18 protein-coding genes, 1 pseudogene and 1 riboswitch are annotated in these 24,106 nt (G+C 73.7%); of the genes and pseudogenes, 10 read left to right on the forward strand and 9 right to left on the reverse strand.

From position 1 onward, the window contains the following. Positions 1-10 precede the first annotated feature (10 nt). The 5 genes and pseudogenes from AC067U_RS02395 to AC067U_RS02415 all read left to right on the forward strand — a co-directional run bounded on the left by AC067U_RS02395 (position 11) and on the right by AC067U_RS02415 (position 5,707). A complete protein-coding gene (locus AC067U_RS02395) occupies positions 11-3,451 on the forward strand; it encodes an ABC transporter permease subunit (protein WP_478827718.1) in 3,441 nt (1,146 codons plus the stop codon). Between the two features lie 80 nt (positions 3,452-3,531). Beyond that, positions 3,532-3,966 (forward strand): annotated as a pseudogene (locus AC067U_RS02400) (ATP-binding cassette domain-containing protein); the annotation flags it as partial. A 120-nt stretch (positions 3,967-4,086) separates the two neighbouring features. Then, a complete protein-coding gene (locus tag AC067U_RS02405) occupies positions 4,087-4,203 on the forward strand; it encodes an ABC transporter ATP-binding protein C-terminal domain-containing protein (protein WP_478828264.1) in 117 nt (38 codons plus the stop codon). Between the two features lie 233 nt (positions 4,204-4,436). Next, a complete protein-coding gene (locus tag AC067U_RS02410) occupies positions 4,437-5,243 on the forward strand; it encodes an aldo/keto reductase (protein ID WP_478828265.1) in 807 nt (268 codons plus the stop codon). A gap of 11 nt (positions 5,244-5,254) precedes the next feature. After that, entirely contained in the window at positions 5,255-5,707 is a 453-nt protein-coding gene (locus AC067U_RS02415) for an RICIN domain-containing protein (protein WP_478827719.1), read from the forward strand. A 59-nt stretch (positions 5,708-5,766) separates the two neighbouring features. Here AC067U_RS02415 and AC067U_RS02420 read toward each other — a convergent pair whose 3' ends face one another. Then, on the reverse strand, positions 5,767-6,732 hold the full coding sequence (locus AC067U_RS02420; RefSeq protein ID WP_478827720.1) for an AraC family transcriptional regulator: 966 nt from the start codon (positions 6,730-6,732) through the stop codon (positions 5,767-5,769). Positions 6,733-6,847: 115 nt separating this feature from the next. Here AC067U_RS02420 and AC067U_RS02425 point away from each other — a divergent pair, with 115 nt between their 5' ends. After that, positions 6,848-7,753 (forward strand): MBL fold metallo-hydrolase, encoded by a 906-nt coding sequence (locus AC067U_RS02425; RefSeq protein WP_478827721.1) that lies wholly within the window; start codon positions 6,848-6,850, stop codon positions 7,751-7,753. A gap of 145 nt (positions 7,754-7,898) precedes the next feature. Here the strand turns inward: AC067U_RS02425 and AC067U_RS02430 are convergent, their stop codons facing one another. Then, positions 7,899-8,633, reverse strand: coding sequence for a class I SAM-dependent methyltransferase (locus AC067U_RS02430; RefSeq protein ID WP_478828266.1), 735 nt, complete (start codon positions 8,631-8,633; stop codon positions 7,899-7,901). 86 nt (positions 8,634-8,719) lie between these two features. Beyond that, positions 8,720-9,025: a 4a-hydroxytetrahydrobiopterin dehydratase gene (locus tag AC067U_RS02435; protein ID WP_478827722.1), complete on the reverse strand. Its 306-nt coding sequence runs from the start codon at positions 9,023-9,025 to the stop codon at positions 8,720-8,722. A gap of 355 nt (positions 9,026-9,380) precedes the next feature. Between AC067U_RS02435 and AC067U_RS02440 the strand changes: the two genes are divergently transcribed. Together AC067U_RS02440 and AC067U_RS02445 are read left to right on the forward strand one after the other, a co-directional pair. Then, the gene (locus tag AC067U_RS02440; protein ID WP_478828267.1) at positions 9,381-11,132 is read left to right on the forward strand and encodes a hydroxysqualene dehydroxylase; all 1,752 of its coding nucleotides are present in this window, start codon (positions 9,381-9,383) and stop codon (positions 11,130-11,132) included. A gap of 33 nt (positions 11,133-11,165) precedes the next feature. Next, positions 11,166-11,972 carry a helix-turn-helix domain-containing protein gene (locus AC067U_RS02445; RefSeq protein ID WP_478827723.1) on the forward strand — a complete coding sequence of 269 codons (807 nt, stop codon included), beginning with the start codon at positions 11,166-11,168 and terminating at the stop codon, positions 11,970-11,972. On the opposite strand, the gene AC067U_RS02450 is transcribed toward AC067U_RS02445, so the two are convergent. Then, the gene (locus tag AC067U_RS02450; protein ID WP_478827724.1) at positions 11,958-12,380 is read right to left on the reverse strand and encodes a hypothetical protein; all 423 of its coding nucleotides are present in this window, start codon (positions 12,378-12,380) and stop codon (positions 11,958-11,960) included. The two genes, AC067U_RS02445 and AC067U_RS02450, sit on opposite strands and share 15 nt — an antisense overlap. Positions 12,381-13,740: 1,360 nt before the next feature. Then, on the reverse strand, positions 13,741-14,607 hold the full coding sequence (locus tag AC067U_RS02455) for a bifunctional 5,10-methylenetetrahydrofolate dehydrogenase/5,10-methenyltetrahydrofolate cyclohydrolase (RefSeq protein ID WP_478827725.1): 867 nt from the start codon (positions 14,605-14,607) through the stop codon (positions 13,741-13,743). A gap of 57 nt (positions 14,608-14,664) precedes the next feature. Continuing rightward, positions 14,665-14,758, reverse strand: a riboswitch (ZMP/ZTP riboswitch). 204 nt (positions 14,759-14,962) lie between these two features. On the opposite strand from AC067U_RS02455, the gene AC067U_RS02460 reads away from it, so the two are divergent. Both AC067U_RS02460 and AC067U_RS02465 read left to right on the forward strand, forming a co-directional pair. Continuing rightward, positions 14,963-15,199: a hypothetical protein gene (locus AC067U_RS02460; protein WP_478827726.1), complete on the forward strand. Its 237-nt coding sequence runs from the start codon at positions 14,963-14,965 to the stop codon at positions 15,197-15,199. 413 nt (positions 15,200-15,612) lie between these two features. After that, the gene (locus AC067U_RS02465; RefSeq protein WP_478827727.1) at positions 15,613-17,202 is read left to right on the forward strand and encodes an RNA polymerase sigma factor; all 1,590 of its coding nucleotides are present in this window, start codon (positions 15,613-15,615) and stop codon (positions 17,200-17,202) included. 33 nt (positions 17,203-17,235) lie between these two features. On the opposite strand, the gene AC067U_RS02470 is transcribed toward AC067U_RS02465, so the two are convergent. The 4 genes from AC067U_RS02470 to AC067U_RS02485 form a co-directional block, all read right to left on the reverse strand. Next, positions 17,236-19,086: a vWA domain-containing protein gene (locus AC067U_RS02470; protein WP_478827728.1), complete on the reverse strand. Its 1,851-nt coding sequence runs from the start codon at positions 19,084-19,086 to the stop codon at positions 17,236-17,238. After that, entirely contained in the window at positions 19,083-20,144 is a 1,062-nt protein-coding gene (locus AC067U_RS02475) for an ATP-binding protein (RefSeq protein ID WP_478827729.1), read from the reverse strand. The genes AC067U_RS02470 and AC067U_RS02475 overlap by 4 nt, the downstream gene beginning before the upstream one ends. A 151-nt stretch (positions 20,145-20,295) precedes the next feature. Further along, entirely contained in the window at positions 20,296-21,666 is a 1,371-nt protein-coding gene (locus AC067U_RS02480; RefSeq protein ID WP_478828268.1) for an amino acid permease, read from the reverse strand. A gap of 130 nt (positions 21,667-21,796) precedes the next feature. Next, positions 21,797-24,094: a phage holin family protein gene (locus AC067U_RS02485; protein WP_478827730.1), complete on the reverse strand. Its 2,298-nt coding sequence runs from the start codon at positions 24,092-24,094 to the stop codon at positions 21,797-21,799. Positions 24,095-24,106 lie beyond the last annotated feature (12 nt).

Below are 24,106 nucleotides of genomic sequence, written 5' to 3' on the forward strand. Positions count from 1 at the left end.
GGTCACCGGAATGGGGGATCTCCTCGTCTTCGTGCTGAGCGGCCTGGTCTCCGGCGCGCTGTACGCCCTGCTCGCCACCGGGCTGGTGCTGTCGTACTCGGCGTCCGGGCTGTTCAACTTCGCACACGGCGCCACCGCGTACGTGTCCGCGCTCACCTACTACGAGCTGCACTCGGGCCTGGGCTGGCCCGCCGTGCCGACCGCACTGCTGGTGGTACTCGTGCTGGCGCCCGGCCTCGGCTGGGCGCTGGACCGGCTGATGTTCCGCAAGCTGGCCCGGGTCGGCGAGACGGCGCAGATCGTGGCCACCATCGGTCTGCTGGTGGCGCTGCCCGCGGCCGGGCTGTGGGTGGTGGAGCTGCTGGACGACGCCGGGGCGCCGGTCCTGCCGGCCGAGAACCAGTTCGGGCTGCCGGGGGTCGGGCCGAGCCCGGCGAAGTCCTGGCAGCTCGCGGACGGGGTCGGCATCGACTCCGACCAGCTGATCACCTGGGTGGTGACGGCGGTGGTGGCGGCCGGGCTGTGGGTGCTGCTGCGGCACACCCGGCTCGGGCTGCGGCTGCGGGCGGCCGTGGACAACCGCTCGCTGACCGAGCTGCGCGGGATCAGCGCCGACCGGCTGTCCTCGGTGGCCTGGATGATCGCGTCCGGGCTGGCCGGGCTGGCGGGGGTGCTGGCCACGCCGCTGCTCGGGCTGTCGGCGCACGACTTCACCCTGTTCCTGTTCGTGTCGGCGACGGCGGCGGTCATCGGGCGGTTCGCCTCGGTGCCGCTCGCCTTCGCCGGCGGACTGGGACTGGGGGTGCTGCAGAACCTGGTCGCGGGGTACGCCTCCTTCGCGGAGGACATCACCGGCTTCCGGACCGCGGTCCCGTTCCTCATCCTCTTCGGTGGGCTGCTGGTGCTGACCCGGCGGGCCCGGGCCGCGGGCACGGCGGCCTCCGACCCACCGCCGCTCGACCACCTGGCCGGGGCCTCGCGGGCCCGGCGCTGGGGGCCGTGGGCGGCAGCGGCGGTCCTGCTGGCGGTGGCCTTCTACACCGTGACGACCCCCTTCTGGAGCGGTCTGCTGGCCCAGGGCCTGGCCGTCGGGCTCGTCTTCATGTCCTTCACGGTGGTGACCGGCCTGGGCGCGATGGTGTCCCTGGCCCAGGCCACCTTCGTGACCGGCGCGGCACTGGTGGCGGGCCTGCTGATGAGCCGGGGCTGGCCGTTCGTGGCCGCGCTGGCCGTGGGCACCTGTGTCGCTGCGCTGCTGGGCGCGCTGGTCGCGCTGCCGGCGCTGCGGCTGGGCGGGCGTTCGCTGGCACTGGCCACCCTGGCACTGGCGTTCCTGGCGGACCAGGTGCTGTTCCAGCTGCGCTGGCTGCGGAACGGCGACTCCGGGTGGGAGATCCCGCGGCCCGTGATCGGGCCGGTGGACCTCGGCGACGACCGGGCCCTGGGCGTGGCGCTGGTGCTCGTCGTCTCCGTGACCGCGGCCGGCCTGACGGCGCTGCGCGGCTCGCCCATGGGGCGGGCGATGCTCGCGGTGCGGTCCGCGCCGGCCGCGGCGATGGCCTCGGGGGTGTCCGTCCTGCGGACGAAACTGCTGCTGTTCACGGTGTCGGCGGGGCTGGCGGGGTTCGGAGGCGTGCTCTACGCCTCGTACAACACGCGGATCACGGCCACCGACTTCACGGCGATGACCGGGCTGGTGTGGCTGGCGGTGGCGGTCGCGGCGGGGCTGCGGCGGCCGCAGTACGCGGTGGTGGCGGGGCTGGTGTTCGCCGCGGCGCCACCGCTGTTCGCCGACTACGTGACGGAGTCCGCGCACCTGCCGGTGATCCTCTTCGGCCTGGCGGGCCTGGCGCTGGCGAACGACCCGGACGGGTACTGCGCGGCGATCCCGGTCCGGCTCGCGCGTCGCCGTGCGGTGGCGGGGGGCGGCCCTGCGGGTGGCTCCGCCGGGGCCGGCCCGGCCGTCGGCTCCGCCGGGGCTTCCCCCGCCGTCGGCCCCGCCGTCGGCCCCGCCGGGGCGGTGCCTCTGCCGGAGCCCGCTCCGGCGCCGATGGCGGGACCTGCTCCGGCCCCATTGCCGGGGCAGAGGGCGGGCGTGGGGTTCGTGCGGGGGGCGGGGGCCGGGGCGGGCGGCCCTGCGGGGCATTCCCCCACCCCGCCCCTTCCCGAAACCGGGGCCAAGGCCCCGGACCCCGCCCGGGGCTCCCGGAACCCGGCGGGGGCTCCGCCCCCGAACCCCCGCACCGCCGACGACGGCGGAGCCGGGGGTCCGAACCCTGGGGCGAAGCCCCAGGCGGGGTCTTGGGCGGAGCCCCGGGCGGGGACCGGAGCGCAGGCCGGCACGGAAGCCACCGGGGCGCAGCCCCAGGCAGCGACCGGGGCACAGCCCAAGGCGGGGTCTGGGGTGCAGGAGGGCACGGGAGCCGCCGGGACCCAGCCCCAAGCGAACTCCGGGGCGCAGCCCCGGGCGGGGTCTGGGGCGCAGCCCCGGGCAGGGTCTGGGGCGCAGCCCCAGGCAGGGACCGGAGCGCAGCCCCAGGCGGGGTCTGGGGCGGAGCCCCGGGCAGGGACCGGAGCGCAGCCCCAGGCGGGGTCTGGGGCGGAGCCCCGGGCAGGGACCGGAGCGCAGCCCCGGGCAGGGTCTGGGGCGGAGCCCCGGGCAGGGACCGGGGCGCAGCCCCGAGGGGGCCCGGGGGCCTTGGCCCCGGTTTCGGGGAGGGGCGGGGTGGGGGATCGCTCCGCGCAGCGGGACGGCGGCGTGCCCGCGCTGGAGTTGGACGGGGTGAGCGCCGGGTACGACGGCGGGGTCGTGCTGCACGGGGTGCGGCTGGCCGTGCGACGCGGCGAGATCCTCGCCCTGCTCGGCCCCAACGGGGCCGGCAAGACCACCGCCTGCCGCGTCGCGGCCGGCCTGCTGCCCACCACCGCCGGCACCGTCCGCATCGCCGGCCGGGACGCCACCCGCGACGGAACGGTACGGCGCGCCCGCGCGGGCGTACTCCTCGCACCCGAGGGCCGCGGGATCTTCCCCGCCCTCACCATCGAGGAGAACCTCGCCCTCCACCTAGGCGAGGCCGCCGCCCGTACCGCCGTCTACGACCGGTTCCCCCGGCTCGCCGAACGCCGCAGCGTCCCCGCCGGCTCCCTCTCCGGCGGCGAGCAGCAGATGCTGGCCCTCGCCCCGCTCCTCCAGCGGCCACCCGAGGTGCTCATCGCCGACGAGCCCTCCCTCGGCCTCGCCCCGCGCATCGTGGACGAGGTCTACGCCCTCCTGGCCGAGCTCCGTGCGGCCGGCACGGCCCTGCTCCTGGTGGAGGAGAAGGCCGCCGAGATCCTCGGCATCGCCGACACCGTCGCCTACCTCGCCGAGGGCCGGGTCTCCTGGTGCGGTCCCCGCGCCGAGGTGGAGACGGACCGGCTGACCGAGGCCTACCTGGGGATGAGCCGATGAGTCCTGATCGTGGTGCCCACGTGCTCGAAGCGGCCGGGATCAGTGTCCGTTTCGGCGGGGTCAAAGCCCTCACCGGGGTGTCCCTGGGCCTGCGTGCCGGGGAGGTGTGCGGGCTGATCGGGCCGAACGGAGCCGGCAAGACCACGCTCTTCGACGTGCTGTCGGGGATCCGGCGGCCCGACGGCGGGCGGATGCTCCTCGACGGGGCCGACATCACCCGCCGCTCCCCCGTCTGGCGGGCCCGGCACGGCATGCGCCGGACCTTCCAGCGGCAGCAGTTGTTCGGCCAGCTCAGCGTGGCCGAGAACCTGCTCGTCGCCCAGGAGTGGCGCGGCGCCGGGATCCGCGGCCGGCGCGGCACGGATCGGGCACGGCGGGCCCGGGCCGCGGAGGTGCTGGCCGGCTGCGGGCTCGGCGCGCTGGGGGACGCGTACGCCGCCGGCCTGCCGGTGGGCCGGGCCCGGATGGTGGAGCTGGCCCGGGCGGTGGCCGACCCGCCCCGGGTGCTGCTCCTCGACGAGCCGGCCTCCGGCATGTCCGCGCCGGAACGGGAGCGGCTCGCGGCCGTGGTACGGCGGCTCGCGGAGGACGAGGGCTGCGCGGTGCTGCTGGTCGAGCACAACGTGGCCTTCGTGATGGAGCTGTGCGCCCGCGTCGTCGTACTGGACCTCGGTACGGTGCTGGCGGAGGGCACGGCGGCGGAGGTCCGCGCGAACCCCCTGGTCCGGGAGGCGTACCTGGGTACCGCGTGAGGGACCCGGAACGGGCGCGGGTCTCCGGCGCCGGAGACCTATCCGGCGCCGGATCAGGAATATCCGGTACCGGTGGCCGGTTGCCGCTGTTCGTACACCCGTACATCGGTACGCCCGTACGCCCGTACATCCGCAAGTTCGCACGTCAGCATGTCCGACCGCACTCGGAGGAACGACCCGCCGTGAACCAGGCGCCCCAGGTCCCCAGCATCACCCTCAACAACGGCACGCTCATGCCCCAGCTCGGTTTCGGCGTCTGGCAGGTGCCGGACGCCGAAGCGGAGCGGGTCGTCGGAGCCGCCCTGGAGGCGGGCTACCGCAGCATCGACACGGCCTCGGTCTACGGGAACGAGGCGGGGACCGGGCGGGCCCTCGCCGCGTCCGGCCTGGCCCGCGAGGAGCTGTTCGTCACCACCAAGCTGTGGAACGGCCCCGCCGAGACGTGGAAGCGCGACAACGTGCTGCGCGAGTTCGACGAGTCCCTCGCCAAGCTCGGCCTCGACCACGTCGACCTGTACCTGATCCACTGGCCGCGCCCCATGCGCGAGGACTACCTGGCCATCTGGCAGGCCTTCGAGGAGATCGCGGAGAGCGGCCGCGCGAAGGCCGTGGGCGTGTCCAACTTCCGCCCCGAGGACCTGCGCCGCCTGCGCGAGGTCAGCCCGCTCGTCCCGGCCGTGAACCAGATCGAGCTGCACCCGCTGTTCCCGCAGGAGGAGCTCCGCGCGGTCCACGCCGAGCTGGGCATCGCCACCGAGGCGTGGTCCCCGCTCGGCCAGGGCAAGGAGCTGCTGAGCCTGCCCGAGGTCGCGGCGGTCGCGCGGAAGCACGGCCGGTCGGCCGCGCAGGTGGTGCTGCGCTGGCACCTCCAGCACGGCGTCATCGCGATCCCGAAGTCCGTGACCCCCTCCCGGATCGAGGAGAACCTGGACGTGTTCGGCTTCGAGCTGGACGCCGGGGACCTGGCTGCGCTGGACGCGCTGGGCGCCGGCGAGGCGGGCCGCCGGATCGGCCCGGACCCGGCCGTCTTCGACGTCTGAAGGGGTCGCGGATGCCGACGGAGGGCGTGTACCTGCTGTGCAACGCGGGGAACGGCCTGGTTCTGGAAGTGGACGGCGGCCGTTCGGGCAGCGGTGCGCGGGTCCGGGTAGGGACGCGGGCCCCGTCCGCGGCCTCCGGCGGGTCCGGGCCAGAGGCGCAGCGCTGGCGGCTGGTGCCGGTGCACAGCGGGGGCGGGATCTTCCACGTGGTGCACGAGGCGAGCGGCAAACGGCTGGACGTGGCGGGTGCCTCGCCGGAGAGCGGCACCCGCGTCCAGCTGTGGAAGGCGAACGGCTACGGCGCGCAGGAATGGCTGGTCGAGGAGCACCTCGACGCTCCCGGGGTGGTGTCACTGATCGCGTGCATCAGCGGCCTGCCGCTGGACGTGGACGAGGACGGCTGGGCCCGGCAGTGGGAGGAGACGGACTCCCCCACCCAGGGCTGGCGGCTGGAACCCGCCTGACGGTCGGCCTCGGCGGGTCCGTCTGAGGGGGCCGACGTACGGACCGAGCCGCCGGACGGTCACGGCGTCCGGGACGGAGTCGAGTACGACGTCCCGGTGCCGGCCGACGTCCGGTACCGGCCCGGGGTGGTGCCGAACTCCCGGCTGAAGGCGTGGGAGAGCGCGTACGAGGTGCCGTACCCCACCCGGCGGGCGATCGAAGCCAGCGGGTCCTGGGTGTCCCGGAGCAGGGCGGCGGCGGAGGTCAGCCGCCACCAGGTCAGGTACGCCATGGGCGGGCGTCCCACCAGGGCGGTGAACCGGCGGGCCAGGGTGGGGCGGGAGACTCCGGCCTCCGCGGCAAGCCGGTCGTTGCTCCAAGGGGCCGCAGGGTCCGCGTGCAGGGCCCGCAGAGCCGAGGCCACCACCGGGTCGCCGAGCGCGGCCGGCCAGGCACCGGCCGCACTCCTGGACGTCCAGGCACGGATCATGTAAACGAGGAGCAGGTCGAGCAGGCTGGGCACCGCGATCGAGGCTCCGGCTCGACTGCTGTCCAACTCGCGACCCAACAGGTCGATGGCGGCGCGGAGTTCGGGCTGACCGCCACCCACCCGGTGCGGCAGGTGAACGACCTGCGGGAGTTCCGCCATGAGCGGGTGCTCCCGGCTGCGGTCGAGCCGGTACTTCCCGCACAGCAGCTCCGTAGCCCCTGCCCCTGCCCCTGCCCCATCCGGCGTCCGCGGGCCGCGGCGCTCCTGCCATACCTCGAACGGCACGGCCCGGGCCAGGGTCTCCGCGTCCGAGTCCGCGTGGGCGTCGGCGAGCACGTGCCCGGTGCCGTGGGGCAGCAGTACGGCGTCCCCCGGGCCGAGCGTGACCGGGACGCCATCGTCGGGCAGCAGCCGGCACCCGCCCGCGAGGACGACGTGGAAACCCGCGCCCTCGTACGGCGCGAGCCGCGTGGACCAGCGCCCGCCGATCCGGACCCGGTCGGAGGAGGGCCGTCCGATGCGCACGGCGGAGATCGCGTCACTCACCACGTCCATCGGGCCAAGGTATCCGGCTGCCGGCATCCGTTGAGCCACTGCCGAGACGGAGGCGTATCTTCTTGAGCACAACGGGCATTGAGGCAATCGTCAGCCGCTCCATAGCCTCGACGGCATGACCACTGAACACGTACAGCGCATCGTGCTGGGGGACGTCGAGGTCCTCCGGATCACCGAATGGCGGGGCCCGTTCACAGCCGCCCGGGACCTGGTCCCGGACTCCACCGCCGCGATGTGGCAGGACAACGAGGACTGGCTGGCCCCGGACCACTGGGATCCGGCGGGTGACCAGGCGGTGGCCGCGCTGCAGAGCTGGGTGGTGCGCAGCGGTGGGCGGACCGTCCTGGTCGACACGGGGGTGGGCAACGGTCGCGAACGGCCCGGCACCCCGCTCTTCCACCGCCAGGAGGGCGACTTCCTCGGCCGCCTGGCCCGTGCCGGGGTCCGGCCCGAGGACGTGGACGTCGTGGTCAACACGCACGTCCACGCCGACCACGTCGGCTGGAACACGACCGCCGAGGACGGCGCGTGGGTGCCGGCCTTCCCCCGTGCGCGGTACCTCGTCCCGGCCGCGGACGACTTCCACTTCGGCCCGGACAACGGGTACGGCCAGGGCCGGCAGGAGGACGACCGGCTCGTCTACGAGGACAGCATCGCGCCCGTCCACCGGGCCGGGCAGGCCGTGCTGTGGGACGGCGAACACCGTATCGACGAGCACCTGGTACTGGAGTCCGCGCCCGGCCACACTCCCGGCTCGTGCGTGCTGCGGGTCGCCTCGCGGGGCGAGCGGGCCGTGTTCACCGGGGACCTGCTGCACAGTCCGGTGCAGATCCTGAGCCCGTCCTGCAACAGCTGCTTCTGCCTGGACCCGCGGCAGGCCGCGGCCAGCCGCCGCCGGATCCTCGGACGGGCCGCGGACGAGCGGGAGCTCGTGGTGCCGGCCCACTTCGGCGGAACGGGCGCGGTGGAGGTCCGCCGGTCGGGCTCGGGCTTCGCTCTCGGAGCGTGGGCGACGGCCTGAAGCGGACCGTCACTGGCCACGACCACAGCCACGACCACGGCCACGGGGCGCCGGGCCCGGACCGAGGCCGGACCCGTCCCGTGCCCGTGGTCCGGCCCCGGCTCGCGGCATCGCCAGGCGCCGCCCCGCACCGCCCAACACCGGCTCAGATCCGCACGAAGGAACGGAGCTCGTACGTCGGCTCACCGCGCGGGCTGTCGGGGTCGGGCAACGCCTCCAGCCGGGCCGCCAGCTCCGCCGGGGTGATGCCGCGCGGGGCGACCCGGGAGGCGTAGCGGCCCGCCAGGAGGGCCTGCGCGGCGCCCCGCGGGCTACGTCCCTGGCCATGGCCGGTGAAGCGGGCCCGCCCGTGCGGACGCAGGCCCGCGGCGGCGGCGTACGCGGTGACCTCGTCGGCCGCGTCCGCGGGCCGCGCCGTCAGATGTGCGGCCAGCACCTCGTCGATATCGCTCCCGACGTCGTGCGCCGCGTCCTTGTCCACCGTGGTGACGAACACGCCCCCGGGCCTCAGCACCCGGCCCGCCTCCGCGATCACCGCCGCGGCCGTGCCCGGTTCCCGCAGCAGGTGCAGCAGCCACACGGCGGTGACGGCGTCCAGCGCACCCGCCCGGAACGGCAGCCGGGTCCCGGTGCCCAGCAGCATCGGGACTCCGCGCGCGGCGGCCATCGCCGCCATGCCGGACGAGGCGTCCAGCCCCAGCACCCGCAGCCCGGGGCGGTGCAGCCGGGTGGTGACGATGCCGGTGCCGCAGCCGAGGTCGAGGACGGTGCGGGTGCCGGGCGGGAGCAGGCCGAGGACCGCGGTCGCGGCCGCTTCGGCACGCGGGACCCCGCCGCGCGTGGCGTCGTACGCCTCGGCCTCGGCGTCGTAGTCGACCAGCGGCCCGGTCCGCACCCCACCCGCCGCAGCCCCTCCCGGCATCGGAACCGGTGCCGGTGCCGGTATCGGTATCGGCGCCGACGCCATCAACTGGCCCCGTGTGCGGGAGCGATGCCCTCGACGCGCTCGGCCAGCTCGAAGTCCGTCTCGGTCACCGTGCCGCCCGCGCTGTGGGTGTTCAGCGACAGCCGGACGGTGTTGTAGCCCAGGGTCAGATCGGAGTGGTGGTTCAACTCCTCCTGCACGGTGGCGATGTGGGCGACAAGGGCGCTCGCCGCCATGTGCGTGCCCAGCCGGTAGGTGCGCAGGATGTGATCGTCCTCGAAGGCCCACCCCGGCAGCTCCCGCAACCGGTCCTCGATCTCCTTCTGCGACAGCGGCTCACTCGGCATCCAGCGGCTCCTTCTCCACGGCCGTTTCCATGACGTGGGGTCAAGGTTCCCACAGCGCGGGCCGGAGGGAAGCTTTCGCGCCATAGTGCACGCGGGTTCTTCTGCTCCTTCCGTGGCCGCGGCGCCACCCGTATGCTCCTGCGCCGGACGTGACTGTTACCGGCGGTAACGAGGGGGCACCGACATGGCGCGCACGGGCGGTTCCGGGCACACGGGCGGGTCCGGGTATACACGCGGGTCCGGGTATACACGCGGCGGCGAGGGCACAGCCGGCAGTGAGGGCACAGCCGGCGGCGAAGGCACGGGCGGCACCAGGCGCACGTTCCTCGCGGGCACCGCCGGCGCGGCCGGCGCGCTGGCCGCCACCGGAGCCCTGGCTCCCCCGGCCGCCGCCTCACCGGCCACCCCCGCCACCGCGTCCGCGGGCAGCGGAGCCGGGCGGGCCGGGGCCCGGCGGGTCGCCGTGCTCGGGGGCGGAGTGGCCGGTCTGACCGCCGCGCACGAACTCGCCGAGCGCGGCTACGCCGTCACGGTGTACGAGCGCCGCGCGCTCGGCGGCAAGGCGCGCAGCATGGACGTGCCGGGCAGCGCGCGCGGCGGCCGCAGGCCGCTGCCCGCCGAGCACGGCTTCCGCTTCATCCCCGGCATCTACCACAACCTGCCCGACACGATGAGGCGCATCCCCTTCCCCGGCCACGCCAACGGCGTATGGGACAACCTGGTCGCCCCACGCGAGATGATGTTCGCCCGGGCAGCCGGCCGCGAGGACCTCCGCGGCCCCATCCCCTGGCCGGGGCACACACCTGCCGAGCTCACCCTGGACGAGATCCGCCGGATGCTCACCGGCTTCGTGGAGACCCTGGCGCACCTTCCCCTGCACGAGACGGCGTACTTCGTCGACCGCGCCCTCGTCTTCCTCACCAGCTGCGACGAGCGGCGCGACGAGGTGTGGGAGCGCACACCGTGGTGGGAGTTCACCCGGGCCGCCCGGATGTCCACCGAATACCAGCGGATCCTCGCCATCGGCGTCACCCGCAACATCGTCGCCACCAAGGCGGAGGAGGCGTCCACCCGCACCGTCGGAACGCTCGGCGAGGCCTTCGTCTTCAACGCACTGGGCCGCGGGGCCGACGGCCCACCGGACAGGATCCTCAACCTCCCCACCAACGAGGCCTGGATCGACCCCTGGGAGAGCCATCTGCGCGCCCTGGGCGTCGAGTTCCGGATCGGCTGGACCGTCCGCGAAGTCCGGTACGCCGACGGACGCGTCAGCGGGGTGGTGGTCGACGACCCGGCCGGTGGCCGGCAGACGGTCACCGCCGACCACTACGTCTCGGCCATGCCGGTCGAACACGCCCGCCGCACCTGGGGCGCTGCACTGCGCGCCGCCGACCCGATGCTCGGCCGCTGCGACCTGCTGCAGACCGACTGGATGACCGGCATCCAGTTCTACCTGACCGAGCGGGCGCCCCTCGTCCACGGCCACCTCAACTGCATCGACTCCCCGTGGTCGCTGACCGCCATCCAGCAGGCCGAACACTGGCCGGCCCGCGACTTCCCCGCCGACTACGGCGACGGCGCGGCGGTGGACTGCCTGTCCGTGGACATCTCGGAGTGGGACAAGCCGGGGATCCTGTACGGGAAGACGGCCAAGCAGTGCACCCGCGAGGAGGTCGCCCGCGAGGTGTGGGCACAGCTGAAGGCCTCTCTGAACGACACCGGCCGCACCGTACTGACCGATTCCAGGCTCCACTCGTGGTTCCTGGACCCGGGTGTGGACGGACTGGGCACCCCGAACCCGGTCAACGAGGACCAGCTGCTGATCCACCCGGTGGGCACCCTCCACAACCGTCCGACGGCCGCGACCCGCGTCCCCAACTTCTTCCTCAGTGGCGACTACGTGGCCGTGGACATCGACCTCGCGACGATGGAGGGTGCCAACGCCTCCGCCCGCGCCGCCGTCAACGCCCTGCTGGACCGGGACGGTTCGGCGGCGGCGCGCTGCACCATCCGGAAGCCGTACCGGGCGCCGGCGGTCGAGGCACTCAAACGGCACGACCGCCTGCGCTACCGTCTCGGCCTGCGAAACGCCTTCGACGTGGGCTGACCAGGGCGGACCCGGTTCGGCTAGCGTCGCGGCATGACGACTGCCACCACTGCGGGCCCGGCCCCCGTCGGCGCCCTGCTCCGCACCTGGCGCAAACGGCGCGGCATCAGCCAGCTGGAGCTGGCGAGCCGCGCCGATTCCTCGTCCCGCCACATCAGCTTCATCGAGACGGGCCGCTCGCGGCCCAGCGAGGACATGCTGATGAAACTCGCCGACCACCTCGACGTACCGATGCGGGATCGCAACTCGCTGCTCCTGGCCGCCGGTTACGCCCCACGGTACGCGCACACCCCACTCGACGATCCGTCGATGGGGACGCTCCGGGACGGCCTGGAGCGGCTACTGGCGGGCTACGAGCCGTACCCCGCGCTGGTCGTGGACGCCACGTACAACGTGATCGCCGCGAACCGCGGCATCCTCATGCTGATGGACGGCCTGCCCGAACACCTGCTCGCCGCGCCGCTGAACGCGATGCGGATCACCCTGCACCCCGAGGGCCTGGCCCCCAGGATCGTCAACATCAAGGAATGGCGCGGACACCTGCTGGCCCAGATGGAGCGCCAGATCGCCCTGGCCCGCTCCGAACGGCTGCGCGCCCTCTACGACGAGGTCTCGGCCTACCCGGTCCCGGACCGCCCGGGCGACGCGGAGCCGGACGAACCGGTCCCGTACTTCGCCCTCCCCCTGGTCATCGAACACGACGGCCACGTGCTGTCCTTCGTCTCGTCCATCTCGACCTTCAACACCCCGATGGACGTGACCGTCGCCGAGCTGGCCATCGAGACGATGCTCCCGGCCGACCCGGCGACGGTGAAGTACCTCCGCTCACTGGGTGGTTGAGCGCAACGCCAGCTGCTGGGCGACGGCGAACCCGGCGACGGCGAGGGCCTGTGCCGGGATCCACACCATCCCGGCCGCGGTCGGCGAGAACCACACGACCAGCGCCACCAGACTGGCCACGGCCCAGAGGTAGTTGATCTCGACGACGGCCTTCACGGCACCGGCCGCCGGCTCCCGCCGCGAAGCCAGCCACCCGACCCCGGCGGCGTACACGACGAGCAGGATCCCGAGCTCGAAAAGCAGCCCCTCACCCACCCCGATCAGCTCCCCGACCGGCCCGGCGAAGGCCACGTACGCCAGCCCGTTGCCGCCGGTGACCACTGCGTCGAGAGCGAGAAACCGCCGCAACACGGCCTGCGGCTCGGTGGTGCGGGCAATACCGTTCAACAGCGTCCCGGTCGCGGACATGGGAACCCTCCTTGGGGCAGGAAATCCGAAAACCACAGGTCAACCCGGGCCCCGAGACCGAGTGCGCGGCCTCGGAACCCGATGCCCCAACGATGCCGGGGCGGAGGGTGGGGGGTCGATTACCTGGGGGGTAATGCAGGGGCGGGGCGGGGTGGCGCGGAGGAGGTTCCCTCGGACCGGACCGGACCGGGTTGCTGGGGTGGGGTCTGGGTGTGCCGGGGCTTCGCCCGGGCGGAATCAGGGAGCACCCGGGGGCTGCCCGTCAGTCCCAGTGTCATTACGTGCCGCCCGCCGGCGTCAAGGGCGCTCCCGTTGGTCGCGTCGGCAAGCCGATGGCCCTTCGGGCCCCCCTTGACACCGACGACCGTCACGCAACGACAAGGACTGTCGGGCCGCCCCCCGGGGGATGGCATGGAGGGACCAAGGCCACATTCGCTCTGGCGTTGGCGGGCACCAGCAGCGGCTCCGCCCGGCCAGCCGCCCTCCGGGCGGACGCGGAAGTGAAGTCGATCAGATCTACGCAATCCAAGCCGGTCCAGGCGCCCCAAATCGCTACGCGCTCCTCTTTCTCGGCGGATGCGGGCCGCCGGTGCCCGGACATAGACCGCCAACGATCGCTACGCGCTCCTGTCCGTCTCGGCGGCAGGCGGCCCGCCCGGGGCCAAGACCATCACGCGGCAACAAGCGCCACCGATCACCACGCGCTCCGGAAGGAGCGGCGGCCGACAGGCCGATGGGCTGAAGCAGACAGTCAGCGCACGAGCGCCCGACGAGCAACCCCCGACAGTCCGCACCCCCCGATAGCCCGCACCCGCCGACAGACCGAAGCGCGTAGCGATCCGTGGCGGTCTCTGTCCGGCCACCGGCCGCCCGCACCCGCCGTCCGACAGGAGCGCGTAGCGATCTGGTGCGCCTGGACCGGCTCGGATTACGTAGATCTGATCCACTTCACCCCCGCGCCCGCCCGGAGGGCGGCTGGCCGAGCGCAAGCCGCTGCCCGTGCCCGGCAACGCCAGAGCCCCAGGATCCGAAGGCTCCTCCCATGCCATCCCCCGGGGGCCGCCCGACAGTCCTTGTCGTTGCGTGACGGTCGTCGGTGTCAAGGGTGGCCCGAAGGGCCATCGGCTTGCCGACGCGACCGGAGGGAGCGCCCTTGACGCCGACGGCCGGCACGTAATGACACTGGGACTGACGGGCAGCACCCGGGCACCCCCCAGATTCTGTCCAGGCGAAGCACCGGCACACCCCCGACCCCGCCCCGCAGGCTGGTCGCGCTCAGGCCTCGACCCGCTACCCCCGACCCGCCACCCCCGCCCTACTACCCCCGACCCGCCACCGTCGACCCGGCGCCCCGACCCGGTCAGGCTTCCGCGTTCGCCTGCGCCTGGGTCTCCGCCGCCGTCACCGTCTGCTCCAGCAGGACCGCGATCGTCATCGGGCCCACGCCGCCCGGGACCGGGGTGATCAGGGAGGCGCGTTCCGCGGCCGAGGCGAAGTGGACGTCGCCGACGTTGCCCTCGTTGTAGCCGGCGTCCAGGACGACCGCGCCGGGCTTGATGTCCTCGCCCCGGATGAACTCGGCCTTTCCGACGGCCGCGACCAGGACGTCCGCCTGGCGCACGATCGAGGAGAGGTCCTGCGTGCGGGAGTGACAGTAGGTGACCGTGGCGTTGCGCTCCAGCAGCAGCATGCCGGCCGGCTTGCCCAGGATCGCGCTGCGGCCCACGACCACCGCGTGCTTGCCGGTCAGGTCGACCTCGTACTCCTCCAGCAGGCGCATGATGCCGCCGGGGGTGCAGGAGACGAATCCGGGCAGGCCGAAGCCCATGGCGGCGAAGGAGTGCATGGTGACGCCGTCCACGTCCTTGCCGGGGGCGATGGCCTCGAAGGCGGCGCGCTCGTCGATGTGGTGCGGCACCGGGTGCTGGAGCAGGATGCCGCTGATCTCCGGGTCCTCGGAGAGGCCCGTGATCACCGCCACCAGTTCCTCGGTGGTGGTCTCCGCGGGGAGCGCCACGTGCCGGGAGGTGATGCCGGCCTTGGCGCAACGGTTCTGCTTCATGCGGACGTACGTCACGGACGCCGGGTCCTCGCCGACCAGCACGGTGGCCAGACAGGGGGCCTTCCCGGTGCGCTCGGTGATCGCGGCGGCACGGGCGGCGGTCCGCTCGGCTATGCGGCGGGCGAGGGCGGTGCCGTCCATCAGGCGGGCGGTGGCGGTCGTCATAGGGGTCTCCTGAACGTCGCTGCGGGTTCGCGGTACGCAGTGCGCGTACGCGGTTCGCGGTCTCGCCCAGGCGCGCGGCAGTCGACGTACGGTCGTACGCCGGGCCGCTCCCCGGTGGTGATCCACCCGAACGCCAGTCACGGCCCGCGCCCACTGTAGTCGAGTCGGCACGCGGTCCGGCGACGGGATGTGCATCACCGTCCGGTGCGATGGGCGGTGGAGAACCGACGCACCGGCTCGGGTGATCGGGACATGACACCCGTATTCGGCCTCCCCGGGCGGCGAGGCCTTCGAGCTGGTCGTCAGCCGGTATCCGGTGGCCAGACCACCCCTGCGACCATCTGGTGGCCACCTGATGGGACGTGATCGCCCGGGGGCTGAGACCGGGGGTACCTATTCCTCCCGGCAGGTCGGGCCGTCCGGCGTGTTCGAGCCGGTCGGGTATGTGCTCGGTCCGCAGCCGGAGGAGGTCCGGCGGGCCCGGTGGTCCGACGACGCGGTCGCCGGCGCCGAGAAGGACGGGCCGGTGGTGACCGACGGGCGGTCGGAACGGTTGCGGACGGAGTTCCACGGCATCGGTGTGGTGATCTGATTCCTGCGGAAGGCGGTCCGGCCGGTGCCGGGCTACGCGGTCGGGCACTGCCGGGACCGGCTGCGTGAGCTGCACGAACGGATCGAGCGCGAAGGTCCGCTCGTGGCGCGTACACCGCGCTTCCTCGTCGAGGCCCGCGCGCCCGGCCGCCCCGGACCGACCCCTGGTCCGGGGCGGACACGGCGGGTAGTCCGGGCCTCTCGGGGGCGCACGCACCCCGCCGGGCGCGCCCTGGCGCACGCAGCGTGGCGCAGGTCACTCAATTCCGCGCGTAACGAATCGACTCGGGCGGCCGATGAACCGACAGGTGTCCTCGCGCGGCGCCGGAATACCGACCCCCGGTCGGACGTTTCCGCAAGGCCGCGCGATGATGTCCCGCCCGTCCTTTATCTGCTCGCAACGAGAGGCTCCTTGTGTCGCTCAGCCCGTCCCGTACGTTCCCTCCGGAGATCGCCGAATCCGAGGCCCTGGTCGCGCTCGTCGAGCGTGGCCGCGAGCAGGGTCACATCAACGGTGACGACGTGCGCCTGGCCTTCGAGGCCGGCCGCATCCCGGTGGACCAGTGGAAGCGGGTCCTGCGCAGCCTGAACCAGGTCCTGGACGAGGAGGGTGTGACCCTGCACGTCAGCGCCGCGCCCGCCGCCAAGACGGCCGCGAAGAAGCCCCGCAAGGCCGCGGCGGCCCCGGCCCGCACCACGGTGAAGAAGACCGCCGCCCCGCCGCGCCCGATCGGCGCGCGCAAGACGGCGGCCGCTGCCCCGGCCCCCGCTGCGGCGATATCGGCTCAGCCGACCGCGGCCACCGCCGAGGCCGTCACCGGGGAAGCCGCTGCCACCGCATCCGTCGCCGCAGAGCCGAAGAAGCGCGCGACGAAGAAGACCACGACCGCGAAGAAGACCACCGCCAAGAAGACGGCGGCGAAGAAGACCGCCAAGGACGCCGACGGCGAAGAGACCGTCGACGTCGAGAACGACGAGCTGTTCGAGAACCTCGAGGACGACAACGAGGAGGAGCCGGCCAAGCCCGGCCAGGGCTTCGTGCTGTCCGACGAGGACGACGACGACGCGCCGGCGCAGACGGTGATGGTGGCCGGCGCCACCGCCGACCCGGTCAAGGACTACCTGAAGCTGATCGGCAAGGTGCCGCTGCTCAACGCCGAGCAGGAGGTCGAGCTCGCCAAGCGGATCGAGGCCGGCCTGTTCTCCGAGTACAAGCTCGAGGAGGAGGAAGACCTCAAGCCCGCGTACCGGCGCGAGCTGGAGATCCTGGTCGAGGACGGCCGCCGGGCCAAGAACCACCTGCTGGAGGCCAACCTCCGCCTGGTGGTCTCGCTGGCCAAGCGCTACACCGGCCGCGGCATGCTCTTCCTGGACCTGATCCAGGAGGGCAACGTCGGTCTGATCCGCGCGGTGGAGAAGTTCGACTACACCAAGGGCTTCAAGTTCTCGACCTATGCGACCTGGTGGATCCGGCAGGCGATCACCCGCGCCATGGCCGACCAGTCCCGCACCATCCGCATCCCGGTGCACATGGTCGAGATCATCAACAAGCTCGCCCGTGTGCAGCGCCAGATGCTGCAGGACCTCGGCCGTGAGCCCACTCCGGAGGAGCTGGGCAAGGAGCTCGACATGACCCCGGAGAAGGTCATCGAGGTCCAGAAGTACGGCCGTGAGCCGATCTCCCTGCACACCCCGCTGGGTGAGGAGGGCGACAGCGAGTTCGGTGACCTCATCGAGGACTCCGAGGCGGTCGTGCCGGCCGACGCGGTGTCCTTCACCTTCCTCCAGGAGCAGCTCCAGTCCATCCTGGGCACGCTCTCGGAGCGCGAGGCGGGCGTGGTCTCGATGCGCTACGGCCTGAACGACGGCCAGCCGAAGACGCTGGACGAGATCGGCCGGGTCTACGGGGTCACCCGTGAGCGGATCCGCCAGATCGAGTCCAAGACCATGTCGAAGCTGCGCCACCCGTCGCGTTCGCAGGTGCTGCGCGACTACCTCGACTGATCACCTCGTGCTGCTGCAGGGGCCGGTACCGGGCTAGGACAGCCGGAACACCGGCCCCTGCGGCGTGAACGGCAGCGCGCGGCCCTGCGGGATGAGGAAGGCGTGCTCGCGCCGGATCCGCAGGGTGTCGGTCCACCCGTCGGTGATCACCAGCACCGGCGCTCGGGGAGGGAAGTCCTCGGCCCGCTGGAGCAGGTCGATGCCGGGCTGGAGCACCGTTCCGCCCCGGCCCTTCACCCGTACCCGGCCGGCGATCTCGGCCGGCGCCAGATAGCCCGCGTCGTGCGGGGCCGCGTCGCAGAAGACCACGCGTGCCGCCGTCACGTCGCGGGCTTCCGCGTAGGAGGCGATGGCCCCGAGGGCCTTGCCGAGCAGCTGCCGGTCCATGGACGCGGAGGTGTCCAGGACCACGCCGAAGGTGCAGCGGGCGACTTCCTCGGGCGGGTACCGGCGGCCGGCCCGCGGGATGTCCGGGGTGGCCGCCTGCCGGCGCGAGGGCCGGGCGTAGGAGCGCACGGCCACCGGGCGGGGTACGTACTCGTCGAACCAGCGGGCCAGTTTGGCGTCCCAGGGCACGGGCGGGTGGGCCAGGGCCCGGATCTCCTCGACGAGACCGGCCGGGAGCAGTCCGCGTTCCTCGGCGGAGTGCAGGTCGAGGCCCTGGACCAGGCCGCGCCGGTAGAACTCGTCGAGGTCGGTGTACGGGCGGGTGTCCGGGTGGGGCAGCGGCTCGCCGAGGACGTCGCCGCGGCCCTTGCCGCGCAGTGTGGCCAGGCGGCGCATCCGGCGGAGGTCCCCCGCGATCCGGTCGTAGACCTCCTCCGCCGACATCTCGCGCAGGGCCGCGTCGTAGAGCAGGCCCGCGGGCATCTCGCCGATGTCCATCTCGACCAGCCAGCCGTTCACGACGTAGTCGGCGGCCACGTTGAACAGGTAAGGGTCGCGGGCGCCGCAGCGCTCGCCGTGGCGCAGGGCGGCGTGGAGCATCTCGTGGGCGAGGACGAACCGCCACTCGCCGGCGGTGAACGAGCGGAGCGGGTTGATGTAGATCTCCCCGGCGGTGGCGCTGACGGCGGCGATCTGGATGTCCCACGCGCGGGCGAGTTCGGCGTCGGCCACCACGGTGAGGCCGGCGGCGAGGCCGCCGAGCAGCGGATAGGAGGAGACGAACCAGTTCAGGGCCCGGTCCCAGGGCTGGTCGGGGCGGTCCTCGCGGCCGGCGGCCCGGTCCATGGTGGCGGAGACGGCCCGGGTGAGGGCGCGGGCGAAGGCGGCCTGCCAGTCCGGGGCCTTGTCCTGCCACTGCCGCCACGGGCGCAGGTACTGGTCGGGGTCCTCGCCGGCGGTGCCGCAGCGGGCGTAGCGGGCGGGGACGCCGTCGCGCCGCCAGCGGGCGGCGAGCTGCTCCTCGTCCCCGCCGGGGTGCTCCGCGGGCACGCCCTCGGGGGGCCGGCCGACCGGCATCGTGGCGAGGAACCGGTTGACGACGGTGCAGCGGGCGGCGAGCAGGGCGGCGTCGGGCTGCTCCCGGTCGTCCGCCGGGTCGGCGGGGACGTGGCCGAAGCCGAGGTGGAGCATGGCGTGTGCGAGCGCCCAGGCCCATTCGGCGGGTTCGAGGCGGAGGGTGGGGTGGGCGTGCACCACGCCGTTGGAGTCCACTCGGGCCGGGCCGCCCCGGGGGCAGAGCCGGCAGTCGCGGCTTCGGCAGGTCTTCGCTTCCAGGGCCGCGAAGGCGGGGTGGGCGAAGACCTTGGCGAGGCCGGCGAGGTACGCCGCGGTGGCCGGGTCGGGCCGGTCGGCGCCCGTGCCCGTGCCCGTGCCCTTGCCCGTGCCCGTACCCTTGCCCTTGCCCTTGCCCTTGCCCTTGCCGGCCGTACGGCTCATCGGCGGGCCTCGACCAGGCGGGGCATGTCGCGGGCGGCCTCGATGAGGAACCAGGAGGGCAGCACGGGCTGCCCGTCGGCGTCGTCGGCGATGACCGTCTGGGCCACCTCGACGGAGATCTCGGCGAGCTGGACGAGCAGTGCCTTGGCCCGGTGGGCGTACTGGCGCAGTGCCGGGGAGACGTGTTCGCGGTCGGCCGGGAGTTCCTTGACGAGCCGGCCCCGGAAGGCGTCGGCCAGGTAGTACAGCAGGTCGCGGTCACCGAGGGCGCGCGGCCAGCTCGCATCGCCCTTCATGATCGCCTCGATGCCGTGGGCGTGCCGGACGATCTTCGCGTAGCCGCAGAAGGAGACGGCGTGGGAGGGGGTCAGGGTGCCGTGGGCGAGCACCTTGAGGGTCTCCTCGCCGAGGTCCGGCCCGAAGGAGTGCAGGGCGTCGGAGAGCATGTGCCAGGAGCGCGGGGTGGAGAACGGCTCCTCGGTCTTGGGCGGCTGCGACCACAGGTGGTCGGGCCGGTCGGTGAGGTAGTCCGTCACCCACGGGTGGATGTCGGACTCGCCGGCCCAGGTCAGCCAGTCCGCGGCGGAGGCCCGCAGGTGGACGTGGGTGAGCCGGTTGACCAGGGCGGAGGCGATGGGTCGGGCGAGCGCGTTGTCGGTGGCCCGGTTGCCGGCGCCGATGACGATGGAGCCGGCGGGGAGCTCGTAGGTGCCGATGCGGCGGTCCAGGATCAGCGAGTAGAAGGCCTTCTGGACGTCCGGGGTGGCGGCGTTGAGCTCGTCGAGGAACAGGCAGTACGGCTCGTCGCGGGCGATGGCCTCGGGCGGGCAGAACACGGAGCGGCCGTCGCGGATCTGGGGGACGCCCATCAGGTCCTCCGGCGCGAGCTGGGTGCCGAGCAGGCTGACGCACTCCAACCCGAGGGAATCGGCGAACTTCCGGACCAGGGAGGACTTTCCGATGCCGGGGGCGCCCCAGAGGAACACGGGCCGGACGGTGGCGAGGCCGAGGAGGAGTTCGGGGATCTGGGCGGGGGTGACCGTGACGGCGGCGAGCACGTGGGCGGGGTCCTCGATGTGGGATCGGTGTCAGGGCGCCCGGTCGCGCGTTCGGCGGACCGGTGCGCCCATCAGACCTCACGCCGGCCCTGCCCGGCACCCGGTTTTCCGTGCGGCGGGGCGGGCGGGGCGGGCAGGGTCACCCACCGGGTCAGGCGGCGGCGTCCCGCTTCCGCCGGGCGGCCATCACCGCGTACACCGGCACGCCCGCGAAGAGGAAGAGCACGCCCTGGTAGACGGCCGCGTAGCCGGAGCCCGCGACCAGCCACATCGAGAACCCGAGGGCCAGTACGGCGAGCAGGCCGTCGCGCACCAGGCGGCCCCGGTCGACGCGGTCGGTCTGTCCGGAGGCGAGGAAGTGGATCTGTGCGGCGGCCGACAGCAGGTAGGGGACGGTGGCCGTGAAGGTGGTGACCAGGACCAGGATCTCGAAGACGCGCTGTGAGCCGGCGGTGAAGTTGTAGACGGTGAGCGCCGAGGCGAGCAGCACCGTGGCGATCACACCGGCGACCGGGACGCCGCGCCGCTCGGTCGCGAAGACCTTCGGGAAGAGTCCGTCCCGGGCCGCCGCGTACGGGGTCTGCGCGCTGAGCAGGGTCCAGCCGTTGAGCGCGCCGACCATCGAGACCACGGCCGCGCCCGCCACCAGGGTGCCGCCCCAGGTGCCGCCGAACATGGCGTTGACGGCATCGGTGAAGGGAGCGGTGGAGCCGGTCAGCTTGTCGTGGGCGACCAGGCCGAAGACCGAGAGGGTGCCGAGCAGGTAGACGAGGGCCGCGCCCGCCGTGCCGAGGACGGTGGCCCGGCCGACGTTGCGGCGCGGGTCCTTGACCTCGCCGGCGCTGACCGCCGCCGACTCCACGCCCAGGTAGCTGAACAGCAGGATGGCCGCCGAGGCGGAGACCGCGCCGGTCGCGCTGTGGCCTTCGGCGAGGAAGGGGCCCAGGTTCGCCGGGTCGAAGAAGAACAGGCCGCCGACGGCCACCAGCAGCAGCGGGACGAACTTCAGGACGGTGGCCACCACCTGGACGGCGCCGACGTAGCGGGTGCCGGCCAGGTTCGCGGCGGCCGGCAGCCACTGCACGGCCAGGGCCGACAGGCACATGGCGAGCTTGTGTTCGCCGACGGCCGGGAAGAGGACCGACAGGTAACCGACGGCCGCCACGGCGAGCGCGGCGTTCGACACCCAGGCGGTGATCCAGTAGCTCCAGGCCGCGAGGAAGCCCGCGAAGTCGCCGAAGGCCTCGCGGGTGTACACGTACGGGCCGCCGGTGCTGGGGTGGCGTTCGGCGAGCCGGCCGAAGACCAGCGCGAGGGCGATGGCACCTACGGTGAGTACGCCGAAGGCGACCAGGCTGATCGTCCCGAAGGGGGCGACGGAGGCCGGCAGCATGAAGATGCCGCCGCCGATGATGTTGCCCATGACCAGGCAGGTGGCGATGGGGAGGCCGAAGCGCGGCGCCCGGCCGGCGGACTTCGCGGAAGGGGGCGGGGCCGGAGCGGGAGCGGGGGCCGACGCCAGGGCTTCGCGGGTGGTGCTCACTGGTGGTGCGCCTCAGGGGTGTCGAGGGTGTTACGGGGCCACGGGCGAACGTGTGTTTCGCATCGTGGACGGTCGCCACATCGTGCGGCACCACGGGGACAGCGCCAAATCAGTGTTCTTCGTCCGGCGCGAGGGCATGGACGGATGAAAAGGTTCCGCCCTGAGGGGCATCCGACCGGTGATCCTGCGGACGGGTCGTCGGGGTGCGCCGCGACGGGGAATCGTCCGGCGATCCAGGCGTTCCCGGCTCCCCCGGTCCTCCTGACTCCCCCCGTCCTCCCGGCTCCCCCGGTCCTCCCGGCTCCCCCGGTCCTCCCGGCGCCGCCTGTCCTCCCTGCGCCGCCGGACCCGCCTCGTCGGAGGCCGGCCGGGGATTCCGCCCGCCCGCCGGAGAAGGCCGCAGCCAGCCCTTCAGTACCTCGTGCACCCGCTCGGCTCCCACCAGCTCCGCCGGAGGCGGCTCCAGCACCGTCGGCCACATCAGGAAGGGCTGTGCCTGCGCTCCGCCGAGGCCGCCGTGCGAGCCGATCTGCTCCTCGAAGGCGTGCACCTCGCCCGTCGTCGGGTCGTACGCCGAGTTGACCATGATGTCGGCCACGTGCGGGAACGTGTCGGTGCGCCGTACCGCGTCCGCCGCCCCGGGCCCGTAGGCGGCGAGCAGCGCCTCCGCCTCGCCGGGCGCGTCCAGCCGGGCCTCCGCGCCGTCCGGTCCCAGCACCGCCCCGTCGACCAGCAGGAACCCGATGCCGGGGTGGTTGGCCAGGGTGGCCAGCAGGGCGGGGTGGGCGCGGTCGATCTCTTCCCGGCGGGCCCGGCCGGGCAGGTCGGGGAAGGAGACCAGGCCGAGGTTCCCGGAGGCCAGCACCACCGGGTCGGACACCCGTTCCTCCCGGTCGCGCACCGCCCCCGGTTCCTCCTCCACGGGCCGGTGGAGGGCCGCCCGGACCGCGGCGCGGGCCTCGGCCCCGCTGCGGGTGCGCCCCGCCCGGCGGGACACCGGCAGCCCGCAGCCGGCCCGCACCAGGTCCTTCAGGGTCAGACCGTACCGGCCGAGGAAGGTCTCCCCCGGACTCTGTCCGTGATCCGACAGGAGCACGATCTCGTAGTCGCGGGGCGCGTGCTCGGCGACCCGGGCGAGCAGCGACAGGCTCCGGTCGAGCCTCGCCAGGACCCGGTCGGTGTCCCGGCCGCGCGGGCCGGAATGGTGGGCCACCTCGTCGTAGCCGACCAGGTCGGCGTAGACGGCGGTGCGTCCGGCCAGCATGTCGCCGATCACCGCGGCCACCACCACGTCCCGTTCCACCACGGTGGCGAAGGCGCGGACGAAGGGGTAGAGGCCGCCGCGCGACACCCGCGGCCGGCCGTCGCCGGCCCACCTGGCCCGCAGCGACTGCCCGATCTCGCGGAGCACCTCGGCCACGAAGGACACTGCGGTGCGGACGGCGTTGGCCGGGTCGGAGAAGTACGCGAAGTAGCCGGCCCGGGAGCGGTTGGCCCGGCCGCGCCGGGCCGCGACGGACAGCACGAGGGCCAACTGGTGGGCGCCGCCGCCGAAGAGGTTGCCCCGGCTGGCGCCGTCCGGGGTCAGCAGGCCGCCGTACCCGGTCCGTTCGGCGGCGCGCCGCTGCAGTTCGGCGGCACTGGTGGGGCGGTTGCAGACCATCACCGCGCCGGATTCCTTCTCGTACCAGCGGAAGGCGGGCACGTCGAAGTTGGAGCCGTGGAGCAGGCCGAGCTGGCTGGCACCGGTCTGGCTGGACCAGTCGGTGCGCCAGGCGGTGACCCGGTGGCTGCGTTCCAGCCAGCCGGCGACCGTCGGCATCAGCCCGTCGGCGGCCGCATGCCGGAGCACCTCGTACCCGACCCCGTCGAGCTGGAGGAAGACCAGGCCGGGGGCGGCCCGTCCGGCCTCGCCGACCCGGTCGCGGCCGCGGCGGCGCCGGCGGCGGTCGGCGAGGCGGTAGAGGCGCCGGCGGTACGCCTCGTCGTCGCGGACGGCGAGGGCGGTGGAGGTGGCGGAAGCGACCGCGGACATCACAGCGGCCACCACCACGGCGGTCTCCGGGGCGGCTTCGCCACGGCCGTCCGGGATCAGGTCGAGGGCGAGCAGCAGCAGCGAGCCGTTCAGGAAGAACACCAGCAGGCCGAGCACCAGGGCCGGGACGAGGAGCAGGGCGCGGACTATGAGCGGCCACACCAAGGCGGTGAGCACACCGAAGGCCCCGGCGCCCCAGGCGGCGGTCAGGGCGATCTCGGTGAGGCTGTCCCCGTTGTCGGGGTAGTCGGACTGCAGCCGGAAATCGGGCAGGGCGCCGGCCAGCACCAGCATGGTGAGGGTCGACACCGCCCAGACCACCAGGACCCGAAGCACCGCGCGACTCGTGGTCCGCCAACGCCCCTGGAGCACGCCGCACCCACC

It is taken from the genome of Streptomyces sp. NPDC043853 (assembly GCF_056436025.1).